This is a genomic window from Pontibacter aydingkolensis (genome assembly GCF_019443125.1).
GTDB classification, from domain to species: Bacteria; Bacteroidota; Bacteroidia; order Cytophagales; family Hymenobacteraceae; genus Pontibacter; species Pontibacter aydingkolensis.
This window is the reverse complement of record NZ_JAHYXK010000002.1, coordinates 297,755-312,093: the sequence shown is the minus strand read 5'-3', so window position 1 is coordinate 312,093 and position 14,339 is coordinate 297,755. Positions and strand designations below refer to the sequence as shown.

Here is a 14,339-nt window from a genome sequence, read left to right as displayed (position 1 = left end):
ATATACTTGTTATGTTTTTTGTGTATATCTAACTTTGCAGTAGACAGAAGTTATAAAATGTACTATTGGCGAATTTTATTTTTTTTTTTTGCTAAGTAATATAGCTCAAATAATTTCTGAAGAGCATTTCTTTAAGTAAATTCATAAGAGAATGATAATCTTCCTATATACGCTTTAAACATACTTTAGGGAGATAGCATAACTAATCTTTATTACAATACTGGTTGTAAGTATTCAAATATGAAATATTGTTTATTGGACATTGGGCAATTTGTGTCATTAAAATAATTCAATTACAATAAGATTAGATGGTTATAATGCCTTTAAGAGTTTTGCAAAATATTAATAAAAATCAAGTTTATTTAATTTAGTCTGATTGTTGCTTATGAGAGTTTCTACTTATCTCAGAAAATTCAGTTTATGCTTTTTGATGTTAGTTCTGCTTTCACTAACGTTAGCAACACAAGTTATAGCACAAGCAGTAAACTGGACAGGGGTCACAAGTTCTGATTGGTTTGCAGGTGCTAACTGGAGCACAGGAACTGTGCCAGGTGCTACTTCAGATGTGATCATAGGCGGTACGGGCTTTACTGGTGCCAATCAACCAAGAATTGACGGCTCAACAGCCGTTACAATTAAATCACTCACACTAAAGAACACAAGTGTGGGAGGCACCAAAATAGGTAGCCTTTTTATTAGTAATGACCAGAACGTGATTATAAATGGTGCATTGAATATCGAGTCAGGCGCCACCTTAGAAAATAATGGTACAAACCTAAGTATTGGCGGCAACTGGACAAATGATGGCATTTATGTAGAAAGTACCAACTACAAAAATAATGGCGCCAGAGGAAGGTATTTCCCATCAGTAACTCTTTCTGGGTCAGGAGTGACATTTGGCGGAAGTACTGCATCAGCCATTAGCCATTTATTAATTGCTGGATCTGTGTCATTGGCTAGTGATTTAAACATAAGGCCTTTGGAGTTGCCTTCAAGTGTACACAAGAATATAATAAGCACCTCTGATTTAAAAGTTAGTGGGACATTAAATCCTTCAGCGTACAAGGTTATATGGTTACCAGATTCCAAAAATTATCCCGGTGATTTTGTAGTTGAGCCTAGTGGTACCATTAAGGTAATGGCAACAACTTATGCTGGTAATTATGGGAAGCAGCCTACTACAATGTACACAACTAGCACAGTTGACTATGCCGCCACATCAGGAACTCAGACAGTACTAGCCAGGGAATATGGTATTCTTAAAACAAGTGGTGGTGGTATTAAAGAACTTGAAGGAAATACAACAGTGTCCAGCATTGATGCAGCGACACAGTTAATTGTAGAAGCCGGCATACTGGACTTGAAAACTTTTACGCTAAATCGTACTAGTAGTGGAACATCTGTAGCAGGTGGTACTTTAACTGTGGCAAATGGTGCCACACTTAGGATAGGCGGTACAAACACTTTCCCAACAGGTTATCAGACACGAAATTTAGGAAGCACCAGTACAGTAGAGTACTACGGCAGCAACCAAGTAGTGTCTAATGAGCTCTATGGTAATCTGCATCTTACTAGTTTGGCAGCAAGTTCTAAAACAATGCCAAGTACAGCGATGACTGTAGCCGGTAACTTTATAGGGAGCGGATTTGCTTCTTTTACAGCCTTAGCAAACATCAATGTGATTGGAAATGTTAGGCTGATTGGTTCGTCGTCTTTTAACGGTGGTTCTAATTTGACACATACTGTTGCAGGTAACTGGAGAAACAATGCTGATTTTACAGGCAATACCAGTACAGTCGTAATGACAGGTACATCCAAAACGATAAATAGAACTGTTGGTATCTCCGGGGCACAGAAGAATGAGTTTTATAATTTGTCCATAACTGGTTCTGATGTAAAAATAGATACATTAGCTACTCCAACCCTTGCAATCAACGGCAATTTAAGTACATCCGGTGCTGGTTCGTTCACTCAAAGTACTGGTAGCCTCACAATGGCAGGTGCAGGATCAATAAGTGGTACAGGTATTACGCTTAATAACTTTATTGCAAATGGTACGACAACAACCACTACATCTTTTACTGTAAACGGTGATTTTACAACTAATAGTAGCAGATCCTTTGTTGCCACCGGGGGTACTGTTACAATGGGTGGTGCTAGTAAAAGCATTAATAATAATGGTACTACTACATTCTTTGGTCTTCGAATTTTTAATGCAGTAAATCAAACGAATACATCCTCAAGCTTCAACATCAACTCAGATTTAAGTGGGAATGGCTTAACAGCGACAGGCGGCACTGTAACTTTTGGCGGGGCTACAGCCACTTTTGCAGGTACACACAATCTCCATAATGTAAGTGTCACTGGATCTGATCGGCGTATGGTGGCAAATGCAAATATGGGTATAGCAGGAGCTTTAGGAGTAACAGGTACACTAAATGTAACAGCGAATATACCTAACACCATTACTTACAACGGCGGTGCTGCGCAGACCATTCTACCAGGGGTATATCATAATCTAGTATTAAGCGGTGCAGGTGCAAAGTCTACTGCAGGAAACGTTACTGCAAATGGTAATTTAACGATTAATATAGGGGCCTCTTTTTCTGCGGGTAGCCATGCAACAACAATAAATGGCAACTGGACAAACAGCGGTACATTTACTGCCGGAACCAGCAACGTTACTTTTGCAGGAGCGGCCAACTCAACTATAACCGGAGCTACTACATTTAATACACTAACAGTTAACAAAACTGTAGTTTCTAACTATATTTCGCTTGAGCACGCAGTGACAACAGGTACGCTTTCCTTAACATCAGGCTCCTTGAGAACTGGCTCCTCTAAAGTTACCGTTACATCTGATAGAAGCGGAACAGGTTGGGTAGTTGGTACTATGACAAGAGTTGTTAGCGCGGGTTATGTGGCCGGTACACCTTATGTCTTTAACGGGCCTGAGGCGAAAATTACTTTAGGTACAGTATCAGGCATAACAGAGGTTACAATGACAACTGGTATAGGTGCTGCAACCAACATACAGGGTGGTGCCGCAATAAACAGGCTATATCAGATAACTATACCAGCAGGAGGAACTTACACTAACGCAACTTTACAACTTCAGTATGAGGAATCAGAGCTTAACGGTAACAGTGAATCGCGATTAGGCTTATTTAATGCTACTGCCAGTTCAGGTCCTTGGACTTCAATCGGTCGTAGTGGAGGGAGCGAACTAAATAATTTTGCCTTTGCTAACAATCAAAACGACGTCAGTGGTTACTGGACACTTGCTGAGATACCAAATGTGCATCAGTGGGTTGGTGGTACAAGTATAGCTTGGGAAACAGGGTCTAACTGGAGAGTGCTTAAATCAGATGGATCAGTTATACAACCAGGCACAGAAAGTATACCTCCTACACCTTCAGATATTGCAGAGCTTGGCGGTGTCATTCCTAACAATCAGCCAACTATCAGCTCAGCAGTTTCAATTAAAGGTTTACAATTCAAAGATGCATCAGGTATTACGCTGACGCTTGCTTCAGGCTCTTTGAGTATGGTTGGTAACTTAGCTGCAACAGGTACAGGAAATGTGCAGCATACTGTCGCAACAAACGTAAGCAATGTATCGGTTGGCGGCAACCTGATCCTTAATGAAGGAAGCAATTCAATTAATCTTGTAAAGACTACAGGTGGTGAAATTGCTGTGGCAGGTGCTGTTAACCAAAGTGCCGGAAGTATAACTTTAGGCAACGGTATTTTGAAAATTGGCAGTGACTATAACTATACAGGTGGTGCTTTCGCGCCCGGTACAGGTACAGTAGAATATAATGGTGCAGGTTCACAATGTATAGCACCCTTAAACTATCATAGTTTAATTGTAAGCAAAGCTACTGGTGTTGCTACGCTTACAGCCCCTTCTGCACTCTCTTTTAGTGGTAACCTTACGCACAGCGGAGCCGGAGCTTTAGTATTACAGGCAGCAGATTTAACAGTAACCGGAAATGTTAATCAAAGTGCTGGTTCAATAGATGCCGGAAGTTCTAACCTAAAGATATCAGGTAATTGGATAAGGTCTGGAGGAGTGTTTACTCCAAACACAAGTACAGTTATTTTTATAGGGGGGGCAGCAACTACGGTAGCCGCAACAACTTTCAATAATTTAACTGTAAATAAAGGAGCAGCTTTAACTACAGCCGGCAGTACTGTTATAAACGGAGGCTTAACCGTTCAGGCTGGAACGTTTGTTATTGAAGAAGCACATACTGTAAATAGAAGTGCAGTGGGCGGTACATTTACAGTAGCCGACAATGCTATACTAGAACTAAGAGGGGCCTCTAACTTCCCTGCTAATTTCAATACAAGCAATCTTGCTGCATCTAGTACAGTACACTACAGTGGCTCAGTGGCTCAATTTGTTGCACCGGTAACATATGGCAAGCTAACTTTCTCTAACGGAGGGGCTAGTGCCAAGACATTAACAGGAGCAGCAAAGGCAGTAGGAGACATACTTGTTAATTCGGGTGCTACATTTAATGTAAATTCACAAACCCTAACTATAAATGGAAACTTTACCAGCCTCGGCTCTTTTGTGCCTGGAGCTTATGCTGCGCCAACTCCACCGAACGGTACGCTTATTTTAGCGCCAACTGGAGGTGTTACTAAAACAATTGCAGGCGCGAACCTTTCCGTTAACAACATGATCGTTAGTGTGGGCGCTATGTATGCGTTAGGTAGTGATTTTACTATCAATGGTAACATAGACATAACAGGAGATGGGAACGTGTTTTTGAAGCCTAACGAACCCAATCCTGCTAACAGAGATTTTAACTATGCAGGAGTTCCTCTAAATGGATATTTAGTTGCTCCAGGTATAAATGTTAGTGTAGCAGGCGACTTCAGAAATTCAGGTATGTTGTTTAGCGATGGACTAGCAAAATTCTTAGGAAATCGTCAGCAAACTATTCAATTACTTGCACCTATCATACCTTATAATAACAATGCGCCTAAAGTTGAATTTGCTGGCACGGTTTCCCCAATTCTAAGTTCTTCCCGATCTCCTGAGTTTGCGGACGTAACGATAAGTAACACTGGGAGTGAGGGTGTTAAAACAAGTGTGGGTTGGGGTGTTGCAGGTAAATTTATAGTAATGCCAAATGCAACCTTTGATGGAGGTTCAAATACACATAAATTTTATTCAGCTGTGGTGAATCATGGTACTATAAAAAGCGCTGGCTTAATAGATTTTACCACACCATATCCTTTTGCTGCTGCGCCGCCTGCCCATCCTTTTGTGTTTGGACAATTTGAAAGCACAGGAACTCTAAAATTTGGAGGGTCAGGGCAAGTATTGCTAGCAGGCAGTATACCACCAGTATTAAATAACCTAGTTATATCAAATACAAAAGGACTAACAACTACAACTTTAGATGCTGGTTATGTTCTAAGCTTTACAGACTGGAACATCAATGGTAACTTAGTTATAGAAAGTGCGGGTCTTTTGAATGCAATACCTCAGACAGCTTCGACGCTAGGTACAAACTTCTTTATTAAAGGAAATTTAACTAACAATGGTAGTGTAGTAAGTTTAATTCCAGGTGCGGCTACACCAACACCTTTTGGAATAGGCGCTAATTTTACTTTCAACGGAACTGACTCTGAGATTAGTGGTACAGGTACAACTATGTTGGGTAATTTAATTTCTGCTGTTAATTCGAAGCTGACGATAAATAAAAACATCAACGTCTATGGCAACCTCGCGCACAACGGCAACAGCTTTAATGCAGGTGAGTCATACATTACTTTTATAGGCGCTGGGCCGTCTGTAATTTCAGCACCAGCAAATATGGCTGCAACACCCGAAGTGCCACTTGAGCTATCCAATTTAACAGTAGCTAAAGACGCACAGACCTTGCCAGTAAATGTTAAAACAGACCTGAGCAAAGTTTTGAATGTAACAGTTCAGCGAGGTTTACTTGATTTAGAAACAAGCACTGTTACAGCTTACCCTGATATAGTGGCAGATGGTACAACTACAGTTGTTACATCAACTGTTGCAGCAGCGGCAGGCGCTACCATAAAAGTAGGAGGCACAAATACATTGCCAGATGCCGATGTTACAAGTCTTGAAGCAACTAGTACGGTAGAATACTACGGAACTGATCAGCAGATAAGAAGTGTGCAGTACGGTAACTTAACATTAAAAAATTCCGGTGCTGCTACTTTTGATCCTGAGACAGCCTTAATTGCAGGTGATTTTGTTGTTGCTGGTGGAGTAGGGCAATCAGTAATAACTCCGGAAACTGTGAACTTTAATGGTGACAGGGCCCAAACAATTGCTGCTATTAACTATCAAAATTTAACATTAAGCACAAATAATGTAAAAACATTTGCAACAGGTACTGTTGGTGTATCCGGTAGTTTAACAACAGCCGGAACTGCAACGGCTAATGCCAGAGCTAACAGTACAACAGTCAACTACAACGGTATAACCCAAAGCGTTTTGCCTATAAACTACCATGGCCTTGCCTTGAGCAATGCAGGTACAAAAACTTTTTCAGGTACTACAGGCGTTGCCGGAAACTTTACTACAGCCGGAACAGCAACCGCAGACTTAACTTCTAATGTAACGACTTTAGATTTTAACGGCACAGGTGCGCAAACAATGGCCGGAGTAAACTACAACAACATCTTAGTATCGGCAGGTGGTACCAAGACTTTAACAGGCGATGCAAATGTTGCACAAGAGCTAAAGCTTACCAACGGCACCATCAGCACAGGGAGTAATCGTTTTATCCTTGGCACCTCGGCCACGCTCGTAGAAAGCGCAGCTGGCTATGTAACAGGCTTTGTGGAGACGCAGCGCGAGATGACAACGGCGATGGAGTCTTTTGGGGGCCTAGGCATCTCCATCACGCCAATGGTTGCGCCCGGCACAGTGGGGGTGGTTAGGGAAACGGGTCGGGCCATTACAGCCGCAGGCAATGAGAGCGTGTTACGCAACTACTCGTTTGCTGCCTCCGGCACCAACACTGACCTGAATGCCACGGTCTCCTTCAGCTATTTTGCCCATGAGACGAACGGGCTAGACGTGAGTGCCCTGCAGCTGGCCACCTCTTCGGACGGAACAAGCTGGAGGATGCATGGGACCTCGGTGTCGAGCCCGGAGAGGAGCCTGGTGGGCGCAAACACTGTGCACAGCCTAACCCGCATGACGCTGGGCAGCTCTGTCACGCCGTTGCCTGTAGAGCTAAAGTACCTGCGCGCGGAGAAACAAGGCCAGCACGCCGTGATAACCTGGGAAACGGCCCGTGAGGAGAACAGCAGGGGCTTTGAGGTGGAGGTGTCGCTGGACGGGGTGAACTACAGAGCGCTTGGCTTCGTGGGTAGCGGCGCCCCGGCTCTGAGGGCCGGCTCGCTCTATGCTTACACAGACAGAGAGAAAGGCAAGGAGGGGGCACGCTACTATCGCCTAAAGCAGCTGGACCTGGATGGGAAACACACTTACTACGGGCCGCGTGCGTTAACCTTTGAAAGAGAAAGTGCTTTAAATGCCATTGCTTACCCTAACCCATTCCAGGCTACTATGGAGGTAAGCTTTTATGCCGAGAATTCTGGAACCGCAAAAGGTATACTTTACACGGTAGCAGGAAGGGTAGTACATGAAGATGCTATACCAGTCGTATCCGGGGTAAACAACCATAAGCTAAACGCAAGTCTGCAAAACCTTAACGCTGGCATGTACTTGTTTATAATCGAACTAGATGGTAAAAAGCAAAGTATAAAAGTAATAAGGGAATAAATATTCTACATTTTAAAAAAGAGGGTACCTGCTTACAGGCGCCCTCTTTTTTTGTGCCTGCTATATCTATTGAGGAAGAGACTAAAGCCAAGCTGATTGGGCCAAATATAAATTAAGCATGATAGCTAGTGCTCTTTATCTTATGATATACCCTAGCTACTATTTGCGAGGTCAAAACGAGATTATTTTAAAGGTTTGAAAACAAGCCTTATAAGACTTGCTGTTATTAGTTTAAAATAAAAATTGACTTATACTAAGATCAAGTTGCTGTTGCAACATTGTGGCATACTATTGTTTGTATTAGTTATAAAAATGCATAAATAAGTGCAACACACTTATTTGATATAAAAGTAAATTCATATATATTTATCTCAAGTTTCAAAAATGGCTTATTTGCTCTCGTAGTTATCAATTTTTAATCGTGCCAAATAGTAAAATATTTTACTTGATTGTTTATAAACTATATAATGGTACAATTATAAAGGTATCGTATCTGCCATCCAGTTCAATTTTAGCTCTAAGTATTACAGGTTTTGCATTTCTCCAAGTGGAGGACGTGAGTATCGAGTTACCAACTAATTAGTTTGTCTGATAAATGTCCGCTTATGAGTATTTCTACCCTCCTAAGGAAAGTTCGACAATATACTTTCGTGTTGCTTTTATTAATGGCATTGCCAATCTGTGTAGTGCAGGCACAAACCACTACAAGTTGGATTGGCAGTACTAATAATAACGATTGGGCTACAGCTTCTAATTGGTCTAACGGTGTGCCAAATGCAACCAAGCATGTTATAGTTGGCGATGCAGCCTTCACAGGTAAAACGCTTCCCGAAGTAGACGAGATCTCACTAGCTGAATGCTTAACGCTTACTGTAGGCGGTGGTACCAAGGCTGCAAAAGTTCTGGTTTCGACGGACAAGGGGCTTGCTGTGCGCGGTAATGTAACCATTTTAGCTAATGGTGAGATAGAAAATGAAGGTTCTGATATACTTGTGGAGGGTAATTGGACTAATAATAATATCTACCTTGAGACCATATACACGAAAGGGAAATCGACAAGAGCACAAAGTGTCAAAAATCCTACGCTAACCTTTTCTGGCATTGGAAAAATTATCGGGGGAACAAGTACCAATAACTTTAATAATTTAACGGTTTCAGGAAGCATTCAACTAGCCTCAGGGATTAATATGATTTCGCTTACAACAACCAACAATTCGATTAATGTGCAACCGACGCTAACAATAAACGGCACCTTGGATCCGGGAGCACATCTTGTAAGCATGCCTGGGAGTACAACGTTTGTAATTGGTGCCGGTGGTACTGCATTCGTAAAAGCTACTACGCTAGTTAATGGTTCTTCATTCTATGCTAATTACGCCATCAAGCCCACCACAATGTACACCAACAGTACTATCAATTATGCTGGTAATGATCAGGTAATAGAAAGTGCCATTACCTATGGCATAATCCGGGTTAGCGGCAATGGCACCAAAACCCTAAATGGGAATAGTGTTGTTTTTGGTGCACAGGGCACCCAACTTGCAGTAGATGCAGGTACACTTGACCTGGGAACCTACACTTTCGACAGAGTTTCCAGCCCGGGTGGTTTACTAACTATAGCGCCCGGAGCAACTCTACGCATTGGAGGGACAAATACCTTCCCTGCCAACTTTGTAACATACACACTAGACCCAAACAGCACAGTAGAATACTATGGCACCAACCAGACAGTGGCAAACCACACGTATGGGCACTTAATACTCAGCACTTCCGGAACTAAAACAATGCCAACAACTGCCATGACAGTTGCCGGTAATTTTACCAGTACAGGAGCTGTAAGCTATACAGCAGGTGCGGCTTTAAATATAGGCGGTAATGTAACAATTGGTTCAGGCACTACCTTTAACGGCGGAAGCGCTACGCATACTGTTGCCGGTAATTGGGCAGCTAATGGGACTTTTGTTGGCAACACCAGCACCGTAACAATGACGGGCAACAGCAGAACCATATCCAGCACGGCGGGTACAACAGAGTTTAACAATCTTACCTTAAACGGAGCGGGTACAAGTATAACTGTGCCGACGTTGACCGTACGCGGAAACATAACCGCGCCCGGCGGACTAAATCAGGTAGCTGATGGTACCATTACCATGCAAAACAGTAGCAGCAAATCCATTAATGGCTCTAATATAAATTTCCAGAACCTGGTTATAGATGGTATTGTAACAGCTGGCTCTGGCTTTTCTGTAAACGGCCATTTTACAGCAAACGCAGGTAAGTCTTTTACAGCAAGTGCAGGTACAGTAATTATGTCGGGAGCAAGCAAGACGATAGCCGGAGCAGGCAGTATGAACTTCTGGGGGCTTAGAATTTCCAACGCCACCTCAACTACGAGCTCTCTTACCATTAACTCCTCGCTTGCCGGAGCTAGTGCCTTGGTGGCGACAGCGGGTATAGTAAGCTTTGGCGGTACCTCTACTTTCGGAGATACCCATTACCTGTACAATGCAGCTGTTACGGGCACAAAGATGCAGATGCTTAGCGGTTCGCACATGTACATTGCAGGTGCCATGACTAAAACAGGAAGCTCCACTTTTGATGTGAGCACTACCATACCAAGCTACGTGTACTACAATAGTATAAACCCACAAAACGTATTATCCACCAACTACCACCATCTAGTGCTCTCAAACACAGGCGCTAAAACGGCTGGCGGGGCAGTAACTGTGAACGGCGATATCACGCTGGCAACAGGCACCACCTTTCATGCTGGAGCCTTTGTTCATACGGTATCCGGTAACTGGATTAACAACGGTACCTTTAACCACGACAACGGCACCGTATCTTTTGCAGGAGGAGCCAACTCAAGTATAACCGGCGCCACCACTTTCCACACATTGGCGCTAAATAAGACAAGCTCAAGCCAAACAGTTACACTCAATAATGAGGTAACAGCTACAAACCTGCAAATGATAAACGGTGATGTTATAACAGGCAGTAGTAAGGTAACGCTTCTGAGTAATCGAACTGGTAACGGTTGGGTAGTCGGTACTTTAACCAGAAGCCATGCCTTTGTTGATGGCACAGCTTATGCCTTTAACGGGCCATATGCACAGCTTTACTTTGCGGCACCGTTGGATATTAATGAGGTTACGGTAGTGTCAACTTCTCAAAGTATAAACGATTTTACTATCGGTACCCCTATTAACAGAAAGTATACCATTAGTATACCATCCGGAACCTATGAAAGTGTTAACCTGCAATTGCAGTACCGTGATGCTGAACTGAATGGCAACGACGAAAGCGCACTCAAGCTTTATCACTACGATACAGGTCTGGCTAAATGGAGAACCTACGGCAGAACGAGCCTCAATAGCACCGAGAACTGGGTGAGCAGAACAAGCTTAGCCAGTATAGAAGGCGACTGGACCATGTCGTCGAGTCCGAGCATTTATACCTGGGTGGGAGGAACCAACACGGCATGGGAGGAAGTCAGCAACTGGTTTGATGTAACGGATGGTGTGGCAATGGCTGCTACTTCTACACCGTTAAACAGCGATATAGCTATATTTGGGGAAGTAGTTCCGGCAAACCATCCTGAAATTAATTCGTCAGTAAGTATTAATAGCCTGCAGTTTAAAGGTGTAGGTAAAACAGATCTGAACCTGACAAGCGGCTCGCTTAGCGTTACAAATAACCTAACAGCAGTTGGGGCAGGTAGTAGTATTGTGCATGCGCTGTCAACAAACGGCAACAGCCTGACTGTAGGCGGTAATTTGGTTTTGAACGACGGCAGCACAGGTAACAGCATAGCTCTTTCAAGTTCATCGGGTAGTATCGTAGTTGCCGGAAATATAGAGCATCTTACGGAGGCAAGCATAGCCTTAGGCAGCGGCAACCTGACAATTGGGGGTAACTACAACTACACCTCTGGCGCAAGCTTTACTGCGGGCACAAGTACGGTAACTTACAATGGCACAGGTGCACAAACTGTGGCTGCAGTAGCCTATCATCACCTCACCATCAACAAACCCAACACTTCTACTGCCACCTATACTTCAGGAACAGCACAAACCATGGCCGGTAACCTGACGGTCAGTGGATCAGGCAGCCTGTCACTTTCTGTTCCTTCGCTGGATATCGCTGGAGGAGTAAGTGTAACAGGCGGTACGCTGGTGGCTAACAGTTCACCTATCGACCTGAAAGGAAACTGGGCTACGGCTACTACGGCCTCTTTTTTGCCGGGCACCAGCACCGTTACCTTCTCCGGGGGGGCAGCACAAACAGTATCGGCTACTACGTTCAACAACCTTACTGTTAACAAGACATCAACCTTAACCACTACCGGTAACCTGGCCCTAAACGGAAACTTGGATGTGCAGAGCGGAACGCTGGTGATGAATGGTCATACGGTAAACAGTAGCACAACAGGCAGAACACTACAACTTGCAGACGGAGCTACCATACTTACGAGAGGTACAGTAGGCTTCCCGACTAACTTTACCACCAATACACTAGGTGTGAACAGTACTGTAATTTATGATGCCGGGTCCTCGTCTATTGCGCCTGTTACCTATGGGTACTTAACGGTACAGGGCAGCGGCACCAAATCGCTACAGGGTAACACGCAGGTTGCCAACAATATGTTAATAGATGCGGGTGCAGCAATTGGTGGAAATACACTTGCCAATCTTACACTCGCCGCTAATCTGCAAAACGACGGTACCCTAAATACAGTACGCACGAACCTGTTATTTACAGGGGTTGGCGTACAGTTGAACGGCAATGGCAGCACAACCATCGATGATTTAACCGTAAACGCCGGAGCAAGTCTGATAATCAATAAAAACGTGAGGCTGGAAGGTAGCCTGACTAACAATGGCGCATCGCTTGACGCGACTTCGGCTGAACTTGATTTTATAGGTGCAGACGCGGCAAGTATAACATCGACAAGTACACCTATCAGCATTGGCAATTTAAAAATCACCAAGTCGAATGCTGCGGTTACGTTAGGGGCTGATGTGGTTTCTTTGCAGGCTCTGAATATTAATGGCGGAACGTTTGATATGGGCAGCAGAACGATAACCAAAGCAGCCACCACAACAAACACAAGCCTTACTGTTGCGGCCGGTGCCACGCTTAAGGTTGGAGGAACTAACACGTTACCTGTTCTGGATAATTATACTTTTAACCAGACCAGCAACATGGTGTACAACGGCGGCGCTCAAACAGTTAAAGCAGTAAATTACGGAAACCTGTCTCTTGAAAATGCCGGAACAAAAACATTAGAGGCAGGCACTACCGGAGTGGCCGGATCTTATACTTTAGCAGGCAGCGCCAGTGCAGATATGCTTGTAAACAATAGCATACTAAACTTTAACGGTACAGGAGCGCAGTCTATACCTGGTTTATACTATAATAGCATTCTCGTTTCGGGGGGCAGTGAGAAAACCTTGGCAGCGAATGCAACTGTTGCAAACGAACTAAGGCTGACAAATGGCACTGTACTAACAGGCACGAACAAATTTATACTTGGCAATACAGCCAGAGTTGTAGAGGACGAGAATAACTATGTTACCGGGCTCGTAGAGGCGCAACGTTTGTTAGGTACAGAGCTGGAGACTTTCGGAGACATTGGCCTTTCAATTGACTCAGATATAGCATCGGGCATGGTAACTGTTATCCGTGAGACAGGCGCGGTAGTTGGCCTGAACAGCAACAGCGCAAAGCGCAACTTCAGGATTTTGCCAGCCGGCACCAACGAAAACCTGAATGCCACGATCACGCTCTCATACTTCCTGCACGAAATAGGCAGCATCCAGGAAGGTAACCTGAGTGTTTATAGCACTACGGATGATGTGCTTTGGTACCTGCAGCCAGAGGAAAATACTACGCGCAACTCAACCCGTAAAACTGTGGCCTTAACTGGTGTAAACAGCCTGACCCGCATTACCCTCGGGGACCGTATGAGCCCGTTGCCTGTAGACCTGGGTTATTTTAAAGCTGAGAAAAAAGGCCAGAATGCCATACTAACCTGGACAACAACAAACGAAGATGATAATAAGGGCTTTGAAGTAGAGGTGTCTACGGACGGACAAAGGTATCGTAAGATCGGGTTTGTTAGCAAAGGTACTGGTACCTCCAGGGTAGCTATACTTTATACTTTTACAGATAAAGAGCCAGGCAAGCAAGGAACCCGATATTATCGCCTAAGGCAGGTTGACTTTGACGGTCGTATGAGATACTATGGTCCGCGTGCATTAACGTTCGATAAAGAGACAGGCCTTGCTGTTACAGCTTATCCCAACCCATTTCAGACTCTGGTAAGTTTAAGTATACCGGCAGAAGCAGGAGGAACGGCCAGGATCAGACTATATGATACAGCCGGGAAAGTGCTGCTGGAGCAAACTAGAAGTATAGAATCAGGCACAAATAACCTTGTGTTGGATACTGCAGGCAAAACGATTTCGGCGGGCATGTATGTGGTAACGGTAGAAACCGGTGGCCAATTGCAGCGCCTGAAACTCATGAAAGAATAAAAAGAACC

General features: G+C 43.9%; 2 protein-coding genes. Both read left to right on the top strand.

Annotated features, from left to right (window positions below; translation table 11 throughout):
- Positions 1 to 430: 430 nt before the first annotated feature.
- A complete protein-coding gene (locus tag K0O23_RS03640; RefSeq protein ID WP_219876031.1) occupies positions 431 to 7,792 on the top strand; it encodes a T9SS type A sorting domain-containing protein in 7,362 nt (2,453 codons plus the stop codon).
- A gap of 650 nt (positions 7,793 to 8,442) precedes the next feature.
- A complete protein-coding gene (locus K0O23_RS03635) occupies positions 8,443 to 14,331 on the top strand; it encodes a T9SS type A sorting domain-containing protein (protein ID WP_219876030.1) in 5,889 nt (1,962 codons plus the stop codon).
- Positions 14,332 to 14,339 lie beyond the last annotated feature (8 nt).

What these genes read in the sequence shown, in the direction of transcription:
- K0O23_RS03640 (WP_219876031.1), top strand. Translation starts at nt 431, where the DNA reads ATGTTAGTTCTGCTTTCACTAACGTTAGCAACACAAGTTATAGCACAA.